General features: G+C 70.4%; 18 protein-coding genes and 1 pseudogene. 12 read left to right on the forward strand and 7 right to left on the reverse strand.

Going from position 1 to position 15,802, the window contains the following annotated elements; genetic code table 11:
• Positions 1–57: 57 nt before the first annotated feature.
• From ABT122_RS16160 to ABT122_RS16170, 3 genes are all read left to right on the forward strand, one after another.
• Positions 58–375, forward strand: a complete 318-nt coding sequence (locus ABT122_RS16160) for a hypothetical protein (protein ID WP_502976152.1) — start codon at positions 58–60, stop codon at positions 373–375.
• A gap of 305 nt (positions 376–680) precedes the next feature.
• Positions 681–1,628: a Hint domain-containing protein gene (locus ABT122_RS16165; protein WP_351551477.1), complete on the forward strand. Its 948-nt coding sequence runs from the start codon at positions 681–683 to the stop codon at positions 1,626–1,628.
• Between the two features lie 20 nt (positions 1,629–1,648).
• Positions 1,649–2,086 carry a DUF4259 domain-containing protein gene (locus tag ABT122_RS16170; RefSeq protein ID WP_351551480.1) on the forward strand — a complete coding sequence of 146 codons (438 nt, stop codon included), beginning with the start codon at positions 1,649–1,651 and terminating at the stop codon, positions 2,084–2,086.
• 106 nt (positions 2,087–2,192) lie between these two features.
• Here ABT122_RS16170 and ABT122_RS16175 read toward each other — a convergent pair.
• Positions 2,193–2,491 (reverse strand): annotated as a pseudogene (locus ABT122_RS16175) (tyrosine-type recombinase/integrase); the annotation flags it as partial.
• 158 nt (positions 2,492–2,649) lie between these two features.
• Here ABT122_RS16175 and ABT122_RS16180 point away from each other — a divergent pair.
• The 8 genes from ABT122_RS16180 to ABT122_RS16215 all read left to right on the forward strand — a co-directional run bounded on the left by ABT122_RS16180 (position 2,650) and on the right by ABT122_RS16215 (position 9,113).
• Entirely contained in the window at positions 2,650–2,976 is a 327-nt protein-coding gene (locus ABT122_RS16180; protein ID WP_502976153.1) for a tyrosine-type recombinase/integrase, read from the forward strand.
• Between the two features lie 118 nt (positions 2,977–3,094).
• Positions 3,095–3,937, forward strand: a complete 843-nt coding sequence (locus ABT122_RS16185; protein WP_351551483.1) for a HipA family kinase — start codon at positions 3,095–3,097, stop codon at positions 3,935–3,937.
• Entirely contained in the window at positions 3,934–4,317 is a 384-nt protein-coding gene (locus tag ABT122_RS16190; RefSeq protein WP_351551486.1) for a DUF3037 domain-containing protein, read from the forward strand. The genes ABT122_RS16185 and ABT122_RS16190 overlap by 4 nt, the downstream gene beginning before the upstream one ends.
• A gap of 188 nt (positions 4,318–4,505) precedes the next feature.
• Positions 4,506–5,267: a 3-oxoacyl-ACP reductase FabG gene (fabG, locus tag ABT122_RS16195; RefSeq protein ID WP_351551489.1), complete on the forward strand. Its 762-nt coding sequence runs from the start codon at positions 4,506–4,508 to the stop codon at positions 5,265–5,267.
• A 17-nt stretch (positions 5,268–5,284) separates the two neighbouring features.
• A complete protein-coding gene (locus ABT122_RS16200; RefSeq protein WP_351551492.1) occupies positions 5,285–6,046 on the forward strand; it encodes an SDR family oxidoreductase in 762 nt (253 codons plus the stop codon).
• Positions 6,047–6,159: 113 nt separating this feature from the next.
• The gene (locus ABT122_RS16205) at positions 6,160–7,740 is read left to right on the forward strand and encodes an ABC transporter substrate-binding protein (RefSeq protein ID WP_351551495.1); all 1,581 of its coding nucleotides are present in this window, start codon (positions 6,160–6,162) and stop codon (positions 7,738–7,740) included.
• A 102-nt stretch (positions 7,741–7,842) separates the two neighbouring features.
• Positions 7,843–8,526 carry a uracil-DNA glycosylase gene (locus ABT122_RS16210; protein WP_351551498.1) on the forward strand — a complete coding sequence of 228 codons (684 nt, stop codon included), beginning with the start codon at positions 7,843–7,845 and terminating at the stop codon, positions 8,524–8,526.
• A gap of 128 nt (positions 8,527–8,654) precedes the next feature.
• The gene (locus tag ABT122_RS16215; protein ID WP_351551500.1) at positions 8,655–9,113 is read left to right on the forward strand and encodes a hypothetical protein; all 459 of its coding nucleotides are present in this window, start codon (positions 8,655–8,657) and stop codon (positions 9,111–9,113) included.
• Between the two features lie 73 nt (positions 9,114–9,186).
• Here ABT122_RS16215 and ABT122_RS16220 read toward each other — a convergent pair whose 3' ends face one another.
• Entirely contained in the window at positions 9,187–9,750 is a 564-nt protein-coding gene (locus ABT122_RS16220; protein WP_351551502.1) for a hypothetical protein, read from the reverse strand.
• A gap of 245 nt (positions 9,751–9,995) precedes the next feature.
• Here ABT122_RS16220 and ABT122_RS16225 point away from each other — a divergent pair, with 245 nt between their 5' ends.
• Positions 9,996–10,901 (forward strand): Gfo/Idh/MocA family protein, encoded by a 906-nt coding sequence (locus ABT122_RS16225; RefSeq protein ID WP_351551591.1) that lies wholly within the window; start codon positions 9,996–9,998, stop codon positions 10,899–10,901.
• On the opposite strand, the gene lnt is transcribed toward ABT122_RS16225, so the two are convergent.
• The 5 genes from lnt to ABT122_RS16250 form a co-directional block, all read right to left on the reverse strand.
• A complete protein-coding gene (gene lnt, locus ABT122_RS16230) occupies positions 10,825–12,522 on the reverse strand; it encodes an apolipoprotein N-acyltransferase (RefSeq protein WP_502976154.1) in 1,698 nt (565 codons plus the stop codon). The genes ABT122_RS16225 and lnt overlap by 77 nt on opposite strands.
• A gap of 145 nt (positions 12,523–12,667) precedes the next feature.
• A complete protein-coding gene (locus ABT122_RS16235) occupies positions 12,668–13,123 on the reverse strand; it encodes a nuclear transport factor 2 family protein (RefSeq protein ID WP_351551508.1) in 456 nt (151 codons plus the stop codon).
• Between the two features lie 129 nt (positions 13,124–13,252).
• Positions 13,253–14,413 (reverse strand): methyltransferase, encoded by a 1,161-nt coding sequence (locus ABT122_RS16240; protein ID WP_351551511.1) that lies wholly within the window; start codon positions 14,411–14,413, stop codon positions 13,253–13,255.
• A 201-nt stretch (positions 14,414–14,614) separates the two neighbouring features.
• On the reverse strand, positions 14,615–14,803 hold the full coding sequence (locus ABT122_RS16245) for a hypothetical protein (RefSeq protein WP_351551513.1): 189 nt from the start codon (positions 14,801–14,803) through the stop codon (positions 14,615–14,617).
• Positions 14,804–14,855: 52 nt separating this feature from the next.
• The gene (locus tag ABT122_RS16250; RefSeq protein ID WP_351551516.1) at positions 14,856–15,728 is read right to left on the reverse strand and encodes an undecaprenyl-diphosphate phosphatase; all 873 of its coding nucleotides are present in this window, start codon (positions 15,726–15,728) and stop codon (positions 14,856–14,858) included.
• Positions 15,729–15,802 lie beyond the last annotated feature (74 nt).

Consider the following 15,802-nt stretch of genomic DNA (forward strand, 5'->3'; position numbering starts at 1 on the left):
CGCAGCCTGAGGGGATATGCGGGGGCCGGAATCCGAGTTGTCGGGCAGGTGGCCAGCGTGAGCATGATGTCGAACGAGCCGCTTGAGGACCTTGTGCACTGGCGCGGTGAGCCTGCCCGGCTCGTCCGGGCGATCCGGCAGAGGGCGGTGACGGGGACCGTCACCTTCAGCCGTGTGCATGCCGCAGCCGCCGCAGAGAAGGCAGTGGCCGGGCTGGCGTATCCCGGCGAGTTCACCGAATGGGCGAATGCGGTCCACTTCGAGGACGAAGTGCACATCGAAGACGGGCACGAAGACCTGCTGACACAGTTCCTCTTCGAGGTGTCCACTCCCGAACTCTTCGAGCCGGTCACCCCGCAGCTCTGCCGACGATGACAGAAGATAATTCAGGCATCAATCGCATATAAACTGAAAATAACCCAATCCACAATCTCTCCAACCACGCTAATGGAAACAGCGCCATAAACCCTAAAACCCACCAAAGAATCATCCTGAAGCAGGCAAAGGGAAAAGCGTGATCGCGTGACAGCGCCGCAGGGTCAGGAAGTGCACGCAAGGCAGCCACCAAACGCGCAGCCGCACGTAAGGCCGCAGCACGACCCATACCCAAACCGCAGCCACGGGCACAGCCCAGACCCAAACCGAAACCATCCCAGGTCAAACGACCCGCAGCCCAGAACGTGGCCAAGCAGGCCAAGGGCGAAGCCCGGGAAACGGCCGGCGAAGAGGCCCAGGGCGCAACCTGCGAACGCGACGGCAACAGCTTCACCCCCGGCACCCTGGTCCTGATGGCCGACGGCTCGAAGAAGCCCATCGACAAAATCAAGACCGGCGACAAGGTCATCGCCACCGACCCCAAGACCGGCCAGACCAAGCCCAAAACGGTCTCCGCCACCATCACGGGGGACGGATACAAGCACCTCGTCAAAATCACCATCCGGGCCCGGGCAGACGGCCCGGCCACCGCAGCTCTCGCCGTCTCCGGCCAGGGCAACGGGGCACGCCTGCAAGCGGTGGCCAGCACCGAGGCCGACAGCAGTGACAAGCAGGTGTCCGGCTCGACGATGACCGCTACAGAGGGACACCCCTACTGGGTTGAATCCTTGGGTAGGTGGGTCGACGCGGGCGAACTCGTCCCGGGCCAGTCGCTCAAGACCGCTTACGGTACGTGGGCCAGGATCGAGACGGTCGAATCATGGGCCGCCCAGCAGCCCGTCTACAACCTCACCGTCAACGACATCCACACGTACTATGTGCTGGCGGGCGAGACTCCGGTCCTCGTTCATAACTCAAATTGCGGGCCGGGTACGAAGTTTGATGTGCCGACCGAGCCGGGCATCTACACCATTCACCTCAATGATGAAACGAAGTATGTAGGAAGCTCAACGTCAAGCATTAGAGAACGCGTGAATAAGTCGATGAGATCCAAACATGCGGTCCGCAAGGCCGGATACACATCGGATGACGTGGTGAATGTCACCTACTTCACTCTGCCTGCTGGGGCAAGCAAGACGGCGATCCGCCGCATGGAACAGACCATGATGGAGGGCGTTAAGGCGAGAGGTGGAACTCTCCTTAACCGAAGAGACCCAGAGATCGAAGTTCCAATCGGCGGATACCTACCGTAAACCTCTAACTGGAGTTAGTGATGGGAACCTGGGGTTCAGGTCCGTTCGACAGCGACACGGCTGAGGACTTCCTCGATGAGCTGGAAGAACAGTCGGCTCCGCAGCGGCTCGCGGTCGTGCAGAGCACGTTCCGTTCCGCTGTGGAGGGGGGTGGGAGCCCCTCTTCCTCGGTACTGCCAGAGGAGGTGATGGCTGCTGCGGCCGTAGTTGCGGCAAATATCCCTGCTGGGCACTCGCTGACTTGGAACGAGGAATATCCGGGCATCACAGAATGGCTAGCGAAACCAATCGCGCAGGCCCTGGCATCGTCTGCTGTCCAAGCGCTGGAAGTGGCATTGCCCGCAGATGGCTGGTTCTGGCGAAGCTGGGTCGGCGCTGAGGAAAAATCTGAGGCCCAGGTTGCGATTGACCGCTTGCGGTCTGTGTTGCGCCCCGTCAGTGAAGGTGAATCTCGATAACTGATCTTTAATATCGAGGTCAGGCCCACATGCGACTGAAGAGCCCCACCGAAATCCTATTTCGGTGGGGCTCTTCAGTCTTTTGACGGCAACGGTGACGGCAACGTCAGCGGACGACGGCTGCGGTGGGCGGGTCGTCCGGGGCATCGGTCTGGCTGAGGATGCTGCCGAGGGTGTCGATGGCCTGGCGCTGGAGGCGGAGTCGTACGTGTGCGTAGACGCCGGCGGCGACGCCGATGTGGGAGTGGCCGAGGAGTTCCTTGATGACGACGAGGTCGATGCCTTGTTCCAGGAGCAGGGTCGCGGTCGAGTGTGGAAGGTCGTGAAGCGGATGGTCCGGAGCTGTGCGCGGTGGAGGAGACGGCGGAAGCGGCGGGTGAGGTTGGTGGGATCGAGCGGCCAGCCCTTGTAGTCCAGCAGCGGAGATGCGGCTGGCACGGGGACGGTTGGGGCCGGTTCCCCCGACGATCCGGAGAGGCTGCACGCAGGGGGCCTCGACCCGACTGGGGCGAGGGAGGCCCGGGGCCGACAGGCAGCGCCCGAAGTTCGCACCCCTGCTCACCATGCGGTTCGGCAACCCCATTGCCGCGAACACCTGGAACACCCATACATGGAAGCCGGCGCTGGCCAAGGCCGGTGTCATCCCGCCGCGTCCCGAAGGGGCGAAGGCGCGGCAGTGGGAGGCGGCGCCCCTGGATGGCTTCCATGTGCTCCGGCATACCTACGCCTCGATCGTGCTGGAGGCTGGGGAGTCCGTGGTGGCGCTGGCGCGGTGGCTCGGACATTCCTCGCCGACTGTCACGCTGAGCTACTACGCTCACTTCATGCCAGAGGCCGGAGCGAAGGGACGGATCGTCATCGACGGAATTCTGGGGAGCTGGACGGAGTGACGTGCCGGTGGAAACTCCCCAGATTCTCCCCAGGGCTGACCGGCGCGGGGCCCGCCCGGTTGTACGGTGCGATGCGGTCTGTGGATTCTCAGAGGGTCGTGCCCTATAGCCTGGAAAAATGCTCACAGAAGTCACGGCGACCCGCTATGTCACGCCCTTGCGTGAAGGCGGATCGCTCCCAGGCATTGTCGAGGCGGACGACCTCGGCACCTACGTCATGAAGTTCACCGGTGCGGGACAGGGCCGCAAGACCCTGGTCGCGGAGGTCGTCTGCGGACAGCTCGGCCGCCGGCTCGGACTGCGTGTGCCCGAACTCGTGGGCATCCAGCTCGACCCCGTGATCGGGCTCGGCGAGCCGGACCAGGAGGTCCAGGAACTGCTCAAGGCCAGCGGCGGGCTGAACCTCGGGATGGACTTCCTGCCCGGGTCGATCGGCTTCGACCCGCTGGCGTACGAGGTGGGGTCGGCGGAGGCCGGCCGGGTCGTCTGGTTCGACGCGCTGATCAACAACGTCGACCGCTCCTGGCGCAACCCGAACATGCTGGTCTGGCACGGCGACGTCTGGCTCATCGACCACGGGGCCACCATGATCTGGCACCACAACTGGCCCGGCGCCGCGGCCTCCGCCGCCAAGCCGTACGACGCCTCCGACCATGTGCTGGCCCGCTTCGAGCCGGACATCGCGGCGGCGGCGGCCGAACTGGCCCCGCTCGTCACCGAGGAACTGCTCACCGAGGTCGCCGCCGACGTGCCGGACGAGTGGCTCGTCGACGAGCCGGGCTTCGACACCACCGACGCGGTGCGCCGGGCCTATGTGGAGGCGCTCCTCCCGAGGGCCGCCTCGATCCACACCCGGATCACCCTCGGCGAGCCCACCCGCACGCGCCCCTCGCGGGCACCCGGCTGGCTGACCGGCCGCACCGGCCGTCCGGCCGTGAACGAGAAGGGCGCCGGAGCATGAGCGGACGCGAGGTCTTCGAGTACGCGCTGCTGCGGGTGGTCCCCCGCGTCGAGCGCGGGGAGTGCTTCAACGCCGGTGTGGTGGTCTACTCCCGGGCCAGGTCCTATGTCGCCGCCCGCACCCATCTGGACGAGGCGAAGCTCAGGGCGCTGGACCCGGCGGCCGATGTGACGGGTGTACGAGCCGCGCTGCGCGCCGTCGAGTACGTCTGCTGCGGTGGCGAGGAGGCCGGGCAGGCCGCACGCGACGACGCGGGCCGCCGGTTCCGCTGGCTGATCGCCCCCCGCTCCACCGTCGTCCAGCCGGGACCCGTGCACACCGGTCTCACCGCCGACCCCGAGGCCGAGGTCGAGCGGCTGCTCGGGCTGCTGGTCCGCTGAACCGCCGCCGGCGGTGACGCCGTCCGGGCGATGCCGGGTGCGCCGGGTGACCCGGCGCACCCGGCGGGCCGTTGACACCGGGTGCCAGGGGCTTCTAGCGTCTCGTCTGCTGAAGGTACTAAGCGGTCGCTCATCCTTCGGGTGTACGGGAACCGGGTGAGCCGCACTCAAGGGCGAGGAGAACCAGCATGTCCACCACCGAGCAGCGCGTCGCCGTCGTCACCGGGGCAGCCCGGGGCATCGGCGCCGCGACCGCCGTACGGCTGGCGGCCGAGGGCCGTGCCGTCGCCGTACTCGACCTCGACGAGGCGGCCTGCGAGGAGACCGTCGAGAAGATCACCGCGGCAGGGGGCACCGCGCTCGCGGTCGGCTGCGACGTCTCCGACGGCACCCGGGTCGAGGCCGCGGTGGCCCGGATCACCGCCGAACTCGGCGCTCCGGTGATCCTTGTCAACAACGCGGGGGTGCTCCGGGACAACCTGCTCTTCAAGATGAGCGAGTCCGACTGGGACACCGTGATGAACGTGCACCTCAAGGGCGCGTTTCTGATGGCAAAGGCTTGCCAGAAGCACATGGTCGACGCCGGGTTCGGCCGGATCGTCTCGCTCTCCTCGTCCTCCGCGCTGGGGAACCGGGGCCAGGCGAACTACGCCGCGGTCAAGGCCGGGCTCCAGGGCTTCACCAAGACCCTCGCCAAGGAGCTGGGCAAGTTCGGCGTCACCGCCAACGCCGTCGCCCCTGGATTCATCGTCACCGAGATGACCGCGCAGACCGCGGCCCGCGTCGGCATGGGCTTCGAGGAGTTCCAGGCGGCGGCGGCCGGCCAGATCCCCGTACAGCGCGTCGGACAGCCCGAGGACATCGCCAACGCCATCGCCTTCTTCACCGGCGACGCCGCGGGATTTGTCTCCGGGCAGGTGCTGTACGTGGCCGGCGGACCGCTCAACTGAGGCCGGGGGAGAACGACATGACCGCACAGACACCCGACAGCGGAAGGGTCGCGCTCATCACCGGCGCGAGCCGGGGTATCGGATACGCCGTCGCCGAGGCGCTCGTCGCACGCGGCGACCGGGTCGTGATCACCGGCCGGGACGAGGACTCCCTGGCGGCGGCGGTGGCCTCGCTCGGCGCCGGACGGGCCGTCGGCGTCGCGGGCAGGGCCCATGACGAGGCCCATCAGGCGGTGGCGGTCGAGCGCGCCATGGAGGCCTTCGGCAGGGTCGACTTCCTGGTCAACAACGCCGGGACGAACCCGGTGATCGGGCCGCTCGCCGAGCTGGACCTCGGGGTGGCGCGCAAGGTGTACGAGACCAATGTGATCTCGGCGCTCGGCTTCGCCCAGCACACCCACCGGGTGTGGCAGAAGGAGAACGGCGGTGCGATCGTGAACATCGCGTCCGTCGCCGGCCTCGCCCCCTCGCCCTTCATCGGCGCCTACGGAATGAGCAAGGCGGCCCTGGTCAATCTCACCGTGCAGCTCGCCCATGAATTCGCGCCGGGCGTCCGCGTCAACGCGATTGCGCCGGCAGTGGTCAAGACCAAATTCGCCCTGGGGCTGTACGAGGGCCGCGAGGCCGAGGCGGCCGCGGCCTACCCGCTGGGGCGCCTCGGAATGCCCGAGGACATCGGCGGCGCGGCGGCGTTTCTCACCTCCGGACAATCCGATTGGATCACGGGGCAGACATTGGTTGTCGACGGAGGTATGTTCCTCAATGCCGGAGTCCACTGAGCCGGCTGTGAAATCTGATGCTCATTGAGCAAGTGCCCTGCCGGGCCGCCAGGTTGCCCGGCGGGGCACTGCGGTATGGTCTGCCAACTCATGGCTGAACGAGGAGCGTGCACGTGTTCTACCGGACCTCTCTGCGGGCCGTTGCCGCCCTGGCGTCCATATCCCTGCTCGCTGGGTGCGGTCTGTTCTCCGACTCGTCCGATGGCGGCGACCGGAAGATATCGGTGGGCACCATGAGCGAGCCCACGACGCTGGACCCGGCCGGGGCGTGGGACGGTTCGTGGGAGCTGTATCGGAATGTCTTCCAGACGCTGCTGAGCTTCCCGACGGGAAGCACCACGCCCCAGCCCGACGCGGCGGAGCGCTGCGACTTCACCAACGCCGGCAACAAGATCTACGAGTGCACGCTCAAGCCGGGGCTGGTCTTCTCCAACGGGGAGAAGCTCGACGCCGCCGCCGTCAAGCACTCCATCGACCGCATCCGGCTCATCGACGTCCCGGGCGGTCCCAACGGGCTGCTGAACTCGCTCGGCAGCGTCGAGCTGGTGGGTGACCGCAAGGTCCGGTTCCACCTCAAGGCCCCCGACGCCACCTTCCCGTTCATCCTGGCCACCCCCGCCACCTCGCTCGTGGCCCCCGGCAAGTACTCCCGCACCGCGCTCCGCAAGGACGCCGGGGTGACCGGTTCCGGGCCGTATGTGCTCCAGTCGTACAGCAAGGGCAAGAAGGCCGACCTGGCGAAGAACGACACCTACGACGGCTACGCGAAGCGCAGAAACGATGCGGTCACGATCCGTTACTTCACGGAGTCGGGGCAGATGGTGAAGGCGCTGAAGAAGAAGGAGATCGACGCCACCTACCGCGGACTGGACGCGCAGCAGGTCGTGGCGTTCCAGCGGAAGCGGCCCGACAGCGACCATGTGCGGCTCGTGGAGACGGTCGGCACCGACATCCGCTACCTGGTCTTCAACGCCAAGGACCCCAACGCGGGCAAGCTGCCCGTGCGCCAGGCCATCGCCCAGGTCGTCGACCGCGGGGCGCTGGTGGCCAAGGTCTACCAGGGCACGGCCGAGCCGCTGTACTCGATGGTCCCCAAGGGCATCGTGGGACACACCACGCAGTTCTTCGACACCTACGGCGACCCGAGCCCGGCCAAGGCGCGGAAGATCCTGACGGACGCGGGCATCGAGACACCGGTGAAGCTGGACTTCTGGTTCACCACCGACCGCTACGGCTCCGCCACCGCGCCCGAGTTCGCCGAGCTCAAGCGCCAGCTCGAAGCCTCCGGGCTCTTCAGCGTCAAGGTGCAGGGCAGGCCGGAGCAGGAGTTCCAGAAGGGGTACAAGAGCGGTGCCTACCCGGTCTTCGGCCGGGGCTGGTTCCCCGACTTCCCGGACCCGGACAACTTCGTCGCGCCCTTCGTCGGGGAGAACAACGTGCTCGCCACCCCCTACGAGAACCGCGAGATCACCAAGGAACTGCTGCCCGCGTCCCGGCGCCAGAGCGACCGCGGCGCGGTCGCCAAGGACTTCGAACGGGCCCAGGAGATCATCGCCAAGGAGGTCCGGCTGCTGCCGCTGTGGCAGGGCAAGCTCTACATCGCGGTGAGCGAGGAGATCGGCGGCGGCGAGCGTGCCTTCGATCCGCAGTCGATCATGCAGATGTGGGAGCTGTACCGGAAGACGAGCTGGTAGGAGCGGTGCGGGACCGGCCGCGGGACCGGCCGGCGGGCCATTGTCAGTGGCTCCCGGTAAGTTCTGTGGTCGGTAACTGATCGCTTTCCGGAGGTTCTTGACGTGACCGACACCGACATGCTGCCCGAGTCCTGGCGCGGCGTCCTCGGCGAAGAGCTGGCACAGCCCTATTTCAAGGAGCTGACCGAGTTCGTCGAGGAGGAGCGGGCGAAGGGGCCGGTCTACCCGCCGCGCGAGGAGGTCTTCGCCGCCCTCGACGCGACCCCGTACGACAAGGTCAAGGTCCTCGTCCTCGGCCAGGACCCCTACCACGGGGAGGGCCAGGGGCACGGTCTCTGCTTCTCGGTGCGCCCCGGCGTCAGGACACCCCCGTCCCTGCGCAACATCTACAAGGAGATGCAGGCCGAGCTGGGCCTGCCCGTCCCGGACAACGGCTATCTGATGCCCTGGGCCGAACAGGGAGTGCTCCTGCTCAACGCCGTGCTGACCGTGCGGGCGGGCGAGGCCAACTCCCACAAGGGCAAGGGCTGGGAGAAGGTCACGGACGCGGTGATCAGGGCGGTGGCCTCCCGCCCCGACCCGGCCGTCTTCGTGCTCTGGGGCAATTACGCGCAGAAGAAGCTGCCCCTGATCGACGAGACCCGGCATGTGGTGGTCAAGGGCGCCCACCCCTCACCCCTGTCGGCGAAGAAGTTCTTCGGCTCCCGCCCCTTCACCCAGATCAACGAGGCGGTCGCGGCACAGGGCCACGAGCCCATCGACTGGCGCATCCCCGACCTGGGCTGAGTCCGGCTCCATGACACGGGCTCGGACCGAGTGCCCGAGCCTGTGCGGGTTTGTCCGCCGTGGCGGTTAGCGTCGTGATGCGTGGATCGTCGTCGCCGTTCGCCGCATGGACGTGGGAGGCCGCAGTGATGGAGCAGCAGGAGGCGTCGGGGGACGCCGTCATGACCCGGATCGGGCAGGCGGTCATGCTGCTGCACGGCGGCGACCGCGAGGAGGCGCGCAACCGGTTCGGCGCGCTGTGGTCGGAAATCGGGGAGACGGGGGACGCCCTCCACCGCTGCACGCTCGCCCACTACATGGCGGACACCCAGGACGAGCCGGGCGACGAGCTGGCCTGGGACCTCAGGGCGCTGGCGGCGGCGGACAGCCTCACGGCGGAAGGGGCGCCGGGGCTCGCGGTGCGGGCCTTCTACCCCGCGCTCCACGCGGGCCTCGCCGCCGACTACCTCAAGCTCCAGCGGCCCGGCGCGGCGCGGGCCCACCTCGACCGGGCCCATGAGTCGATGGCCGCCCTGGGCGACGACGGCTACGGCGACGGGGTGCGCTGTGCCGTCGCCCGGCTGGAGCGGGCCCTCGGCGACGCGTGACCGGCTCCACCCGGCGCCGGGCCCCACACCGCCCGGGCCGGGCCCCGGCCGGCCGTGTTCCGCACCGCCGCGCTCAGGGCCGCTGACCGGTCCGGCCGCCGCTCAGCTCTCCGTACGCCTCCCGGCACATCCGTGCCTGCGCGCTCCCCGGCCGCCAGGCGCCGTACTCCTCGCTCAGCGCGCAGACCCCGACCGCCTTCCGCCGGGGGGCCGGGGGCTCACGGGTCCGGGCGGGCGCGGCGGGGGCGGCCGGGCGCCGGGCGGGCCGGTCGGCGGCTCGGGGCGCAGCGGCCCGCGGCGGGGCCGGGGCCGGCTCCTCGCGGGGTTCTGGTGCCGCGGGCGCGACCGGTGCCGCGGGTCCCGGGCCGCGGACCGGCTGACGGACCGGCGCCCGGAGCACCTCACGGGCGGGGCCCTGCACGATCTGCGGCCGGGCGGCCGGCGGGGCACCGGTGACCCGGGGCGCGGGAGCCGGCGCGGGCAGCGGCTCCACGGACACACAGCCGCAGACCGCCAGCCCGGCGACCGCCCAGACACCCCAGCCGGCCAGGCCCGTCACGCTCCTCGCGGCCCGTGCCGTGACGGACCCGGGTGCCCGGGGCGGCGCGGCTTTCGCGGTGGTCGTCGCACGTTTCACGCGCGCCACTCTGACGGCTGCCGTGCCCCCTCGTGGTCGTATGGACCGACAAACGCCCGCACGGGTGAACCGGGTCGGCCTCCCGGCCCAGCGCGCGGACCGGTTCGCCCGAGCCGGGAGGCGGGTGGCGGACCCGGCACCGCCTCCCGGTGCCTGAGGCGGGAACCCCGGCGGGCGCCCTCCCCGGCACACGTATGCTGACCGGGCTCGACAGGGACGCGTCACGCAACTCTAGGAGGAACCTGGTGAAGGTCGGCTGCATCGGTCTCGGCGACATCGCGCAGAAGGCCTATCTGCCTGTGCTCGGCGCCCTCCCCGGCATCGAACTGCATCTCCAGACCCGTACCCCGGCGACCCTGAGCCGGGTCGCCGACGCCTACCGCGTCCCGGCCGCGCGGCGCCACCCGGACCTGGAGTCGCTGCTCGCCCAGGGGCTGGACGCGGCCTTCGTCCACGCGCCCACCGCCGCGCACGCCGAGATCGTCACCGCGCTGCTCACGGCCGGGGTCGCGACCTATGTCGACAAGCCCCTCGCCTATGAACTCGCCCGGTCCGAGGCGCTGGTGGAGCTGGCCGAGGAACGCGGCACCAGCCTCACCGTCGGTTTCAACCGCCGGCTCGCGCCCTCCTACGCCCAGTGCCTGGAGCACCCGCGCGAGCTGATCCTGATGCAGAAGAACCGCGTCGGGCTCCCCGAGGCCCCCCGCACCTATGTCCTCGACGACTTCATCCATGTCGTGGACACCCTCCGCTTCCTGGTGCCCGGCGAGGTCGAGCACACCGATGTGCGCGCCCGGGTCACCGACGGGCTGATGGACCACGTCGTCCTCCAGCTCTCCGGCGACGGGTTCACCGCCATCGGCACCATGAACCGCCGGAGCGGCTCCACCCAGGAGATCCTGGAGGTCTCCGGACAGGACACCAAGCGCGAGGTGCGCGATCTCGCCGAGATCGTCGACCACAAGGGGCAGCCCAGCGTCCGCAGGCGCGGCGACTGGGTGCCGGTCGCCCGGCAGCGCGGCATCGAGCAGGCGGCGCTGGCCTTCCTCGACTCCGTGCGCGCGGGGAAGGTCCTCAGCGCCCGGGACGCCCTGCGGACCCATGAGCTGTGCGAGCGGATCGTGCGGCGGATTCTGGAGCGGACCGCCTGAGCCGCCCCGCCGCCCGGACACCGGCCGACGCCACCAGCACGGCGACGGCGGCCCCGACCGGCCAGTCACCGAAACGGACATAGGCGGTCGTCCCGCCCGCCGCCGGAAGCTCGTACAGGGCGGCGGCACTGCTCTCCGTACCCAGCGGACGGCCGATCCGGGCACCGTCCGGCCCGTGCGCGGCGCTCACCCCGGTGAGCGTGGCATGGACCACCGGGCGGCCGGTCTCGGCCGCCCGCAGCGCCGCGAGCGACGCGTGCTGCGCGGGGGCCCAGCTCTCCTGGAACGAGGAGGTCGCCGACTGGGCGACGAGCAGCCCGGCCCCCTCCCGCACCAGATGCCGGCTCATGTCGGGGAACGCGGACTCGAAGCAGACCAGCGGCCCGACGCGCGGCCCGTCCGGCAGATCCATCACCACCGGACGGGTGCCGCGCAGCCGGTCCTCCCCCGCGGCCCTGCCCACCGAGGTCGCCCAGCCGAGCAGATGCCGCGCCGGGACGTACTCCCCGAAGGGCACCAGCCGCATCTTGTCGTAGCGGTCGCCCGTCGGGCCGTCGGGGCCCACCAGCACCGAGCTCTTGAATATCCCGTCCCGGCCCGCCGCGTCGGTGCTGCGGGCGTCCACATTGACCAGCAGCGGGGCGCCGACCGCCCGGGACAGCTCGCCGAGCCGTGCCGCCAGATCGGGGCGCTCCCGCAGATCCGCGCCCACACTGCTCTCGCCCCAGACCACCAGATCGGGGTCCCGGCCCGCCAGGGCGCGGGTCAGCTCCTCACCCCGGGCGAACCGCCGCTCGACGGAGTCCCCGCCACCGATCACCCCCGGCTGGACCACCGCGATCCGCAGCCGGTCGGCGGACTCCACGGGCGCCGGGGCCCAGACGGCCACCGCTCCCGCCGCCAGGGCGCAGAGCACCCCGCAGCAGAGCGCCGCCGTACGGGCCCGGGGAAGCGCGATCACCGCGGTGATCACCGTGTTCACCGCCACCACCAGCAGGCTCACCAGCCACACGCCTCCGGCGGAGGCCAGCCGCAGCGCGGGGGAGACCTGCCACTGACTCGCCCCCAGCAGCCCCCAGGGCCCGCCGAGCCCCTCCCAGGACCGGATGAGCTCGATCATCAGCCACCCCGAGGGGATGACCACGACCGCCGAGGCGACCCGCCACCCACCGCCTCCGCCTCTCCCACCGGAGCCGGGGGCTCCGGACCGGGAGCCCGAGGGCGGGGAGGCCCCGAGGAGGGAGCGGACCAGCCACCCCCAGGGCGCCCACAGCAGCCCCAGCAGCGCCGCCAGCACCACCATGAAGACATGGAGGCTCGGTATCAGCCAGTGGTGGACGGCGATCACCAGCCCCACCCCGCCGAGCCAGCCCTCGAAGGCGGCCCGCCGGGCCGTGGGCGCGGTCCGTATCAGCAGCATCCACGGAACGAGCGCCACATAGGCGAACCACCACAGGGACGGCTCGGGAAAGGCCAGCGCGGGCAGCGCCCCGGCGACCGGGGCGGCCAGCGCGCGCCGTACGGAGGCGCTCCGGCCGCGCCCGCCCGGAGCCCGGTCCCCGGGGGCCGCGTGAGCGGGGGGAACCCCGGACCCGGGGTCCGCCGGCCGGCCGGTCGGCATCCGCATTCCGTGCCTCCTCGTCCCGCCCCGAGGCCACCCGCGGGCGGGCGTGCCCCTTCAGTGTGTCGCCGCACCCGCTCCGTGGTCCACCCGGCAGGCCCCGGCGCCACCGCCCACCCGGAGCGCGCCCGGGGAACGCCGCCGCCTACCCGGGGAGCGCCCCGGCGGCGCGCCGCCACTTCTCCCGGGAGACCACACCGTTCAGCCGCCAGCCGTCGTCGGTGCGCACGGCCGCGATGGCGTAGCGGCCCCCGGAGGAGAGTTCCTCCCCCGTGTCCGTCCGCAGCACGGCGAGGTAGTCCGCCTGCACATCGGCGCCGTCCCCCGGGTAACCGCCCAGATCCTGGAGCCGCAGCCTGCGGTTGACGATCAGATGCTGCCGTACGGGAAAGGTCCCCATCGCCTTGGCCAGCCAGTCGGCGCCCGCCGCCGCCGGGGCCTCGATCCCGCCCGAGTCGCGGTAGTCCACCCGTCCGTCGGGGGTGAACAGGGCCCGGTAGCCGTCCCAGTCGGCGTCGTCCACCGCCACCGCGTAACGGGTCACCAGGTCATCGATGGCCAGCCGGTCCATCACTGTCGCGAGATCCACGCGCTGCGTCATCGGCTCAGTTTCGGGCAGTGCGGCCCCCAGGCCAAGGGCTCTGCACGCCCGGCGCGCACTGTTGTCCGGCAAACGGTCGATCTTCCCCGTCCGGGGCGGTGCGGGTGGCGGCGCCCCGGACGGGGCGGGTCAGGACCGGACGGCCCGCAGGACCACGAACTTGGCGTCGCTCGCCATCACCTCGCAGTTGCCGAAGAGGCGGCGCAGCCGTACGTGGTACCCGAGGTGACGGTTGCCGATCACCCACAGCTCGCCGCCGGGGCGCAGCACCCGGCGGGCTCCGGTGAACATCCGGCGGGCCGTGGTGTCCGTCGTCGCCCGGTGGGAGTGGAACGGGGGGTTGTTCAGCACGAGGTCGGTGCTGCCGTCCGCCACGGCGGAGAGCACGTCGCCCACCAGGAACGCGGCCTCCGCGCCCGATGGGGCGTTCTCGCGGTGGGTCGCCTCGGCCGACGCGACGGCGGAGAACGACTCATCGACGAAGGTCACCGACGCCTGCGGGTTGGCGAGCGCGACGGCCGTTCCGACGACCCCGTTGCCGCAGCCGAGGTCCACCACGCGGTCGGGCCCCCGCCGCTCGGGCAGGCTGCGCAGGAACAGCCGCGTACCGATGTCGAGCCGGTCGGCGCAGAAGATGCCCGCGTGGTTGGTGACCGTGCGGCCCGCGAGGGCGCCGGTGCCGTCCGGGAGGTCGTACCGCAGCGGCCAGGGGCTGGGGCCGGGGCTGAGCGCGGGGTCGGGGGTGCAGAAGATCAGCCGGGCCTTCCGCACCGCCAGCGAGGTCCTGGTGGGGCCGATGATCCGTTCGAAGGTCCGCAGGGTCGAGGTGTGGATCTCACTGACCATGCCGGTGCCGATGACCAGGGTTCCCGCGTGCACGGCGGGCGCCAGCCGGTGGAGCTGGTCCTCCAGGAGGGCGAGGCTCTTGGGCACGCGCACGAGCAGCACATCGACCCGCTCCGGCGGGGTGTCCCGGGCGGAGAGCATCCGCACACCGCCCAAGGGGGCGTCCGGGGCGGTGAGGCCGTTGCGGGTGAGATTCGCGCGGGTCGCCTCCTGGGCGAGAAAGGAGTCGGTGATCTGCACGGGCCCGTGGGCGGCGAGCGAGGTGGCCAGGGCGCCCCACCGGTCGCCGACGACGGCCACGGTCCCGGAGAGATCGGGGGAGGTCTCGCCGAGCTGCCGCAGCAGATACTCGTCGGCGGCGTCCCAGGCGCGGAGGGGGTCGCGCGGGTCCTCGGGGAAGCGGGCGAGCGCGATGTCGCCCCACTGCGTGCTCAAACGGTTCATCGTGCAGCCAGGCTAGCCGAGCCGGGGCCGGTGACCGGCCGCGTCCGGCGGGGACCACCACGGGCGGGAGTGCCCGCAGGCCGGGTGCGCGGACGCTGCCGGGTGCCCGGGAGGGTGGGTCCGGGAGGTGGGCCCGGACACCGGGTGCCCGGTCGGCGGGCCCGGGCCGGGACGCCGGATCGGGGCGCCGGGCCGGGGTGCTCAGGCGGCGTGCTCCACACCGTCGTCCCCGCCGCGCTCCAGCGCCGCGGCCGCCCACTTCAGGACGAGCGCCTCGTACTCCGCCCGCCGGTCCTCGGGCAGCTGCCCATCGGCCCACAGCTCGCGGATGCGGGCGTTGAGCTCGGCGGCGGACAGGGCAGTCTCTGGCTCGTGCGGAAGGGGGGACATGCGAACAGATTACGGCCTCCCGGTGGAGCCGTCTCCCCTGTTACGTCACACATCAGTCACCGGACTCGCCCGCGTGGGGACTCAGCGTGTCCGTCCCGACCAGGATGAACAGGGCAATCCCCAGGAGGACGCGGTAGATCACAAACGGCATAAAGCTTTTGCTAGTGATGTATTTCATGAACCACGCGATGACCGCGTAGCCGACGGCGAAGGCGATGACGGTGGCGAAGATCGTGGGGCCCCAGGACACATGGCCCTCGCCCGCGTCCTTGAGTTCGTACGCCCCCGAGGCGAGCACCGCGGGGATGGCGAGGAGGAAGGAGTAGCGGGCCGACGCCTCGCGGGTGTAGCCCATCAGCAGGCCGCCGCTGATGGTCGCGCCGGACCGGGAGACTCCGGGGATCAGGGCCATGGCCTGGCAGAAACCGTAGATCAGACCGTCCCTGACGCTCAGTTCCTCCAGCGTCTTGCGCTGCTTCACGGCCCGGTGCCGGCCGCCCGACTCGTCACGGGCGGCGAGCCGGTCGGCGATGCCGAGCACCACACCCATGACGATCAGGGTGGTGGCGATGAGCCGCAGATCCCGGAACGGCCCCTCGATCTGGTCCTTGAGGGTGACCCCGAGGACCCCGATCGGGATCGATCCGATGATGACCAGCCAGCCCATCCGGGCGTCGTGGTCGGCCCGCATCTCCTTGTCGGTGAGGGAGCGGAACCACGCGGAGCACATTCTGACGATGTCCTTGCGGAAATAGATCAGTACGGCGGTCTCGGTGCCGATCTGGGTGATCGCCGTGAATGCCGCGCCCGGATCGTGCCAGCCCGCGAACGCGGCGGTGAGCCGCAGATGAGCGCTGGAGGAGATCGGCAGGAATTCGGTCAGCCCCTGGACCAGCCCAAGGATGAATGATTCGAACCAGGACATCGAAAACTACGCCACCCAAGAAAAGATCATGTCTGACGGCGCGGTGCGGTCCCGATCAATGCGCCAGTGTGGGA

It is taken from the genome of Streptomyces sp. NPDC001985 (genome assembly GCF_040296845.1).
Taxonomy (GTDB): Bacteria; Actinomycetota; Actinomycetes; order Streptomycetales; family Streptomycetaceae; genus Streptomyces.

What these genes read in the sequence shown, in the direction of transcription:
- ABT122_RS16215 (WP_351551500.1), top strand. Translation starts at nt 8,655, where the DNA reads ATGGAGCAGCAGGAGGCGTCGGGGGACGCCGTCATGACCCGGATCGGG.
- ABT122_RS16250 (WP_351551516.1), bottom strand. Translation starts at nt 15,728, where the DNA reads ATGTCCTGGTTCGAATCATTCATCCTTGGGCTGGTCCAGGGGCTGACC.
- ABT122_RS16200 (WP_351551492.1), top strand. Translation starts at nt 5,285, where the DNA reads ATGACCGCACAGACACCCGACAGCGGAAGGGTCGCGCTCATCACCGGC.
- lnt (WP_502976154.1), bottom strand. Translation starts at nt 12,522, where the DNA reads ATGCCGACCGGCCGGCCGGCGGACCCCGGGTCCGGGGTTCCCCCCGCT.
- ABT122_RS16245 (WP_351551513.1), bottom strand. Translation starts at nt 14,803, where the DNA reads ATGTCCCCCCTTCCGCACGAGCCAGAGACTGCCCTGTCCGCCGCCGAG.
- ABT122_RS16170 (WP_351551480.1), top strand. Translation starts at nt 1,649, where the DNA reads ATGGGAACCTGGGGTTCAGGTCCGTTCGACAGCGACACGGCTGAGGAC.
- ABT122_RS16190 (WP_351551486.1), top strand. Translation starts at nt 3,934, where the DNA reads ATGAGCGGACGCGAGGTCTTCGAGTACGCGCTGCTGCGGGTGGTCCCC.
- ABT122_RS16235 (WP_351551508.1), bottom strand. Translation starts at nt 13,123, where the DNA reads ATGACGCAGCGCGTGGATCTCGCGACAGTGATGGACCGGCTGGCCATC.
- ABT122_RS16185 (WP_351551483.1), top strand. Translation starts at nt 3,095, where the DNA reads ATGCTCACAGAAGTCACGGCGACCCGCTATGTCACGCCCTTGCGTGAA.
- ABT122_RS16180 (WP_502976153.1), top strand. Translation starts at nt 2,650, where the DNA reads ATGCGGTTCGGCAACCCCATTGCCGCGAACACCTGGAACACCCATACA.
- fabG (WP_351551489.1), top strand. Translation starts at nt 4,506, where the DNA reads ATGTCCACCACCGAGCAGCGCGTCGCCGTCGTCACCGGGGCAGCCCGG.
- ABT122_RS16240 (WP_351551511.1), bottom strand. Translation starts at nt 14,413, where the DNA reads ATGAACCGTTTGAGCACGCAGTGGGGCGACATCGCGCTCGCCCGCTTC.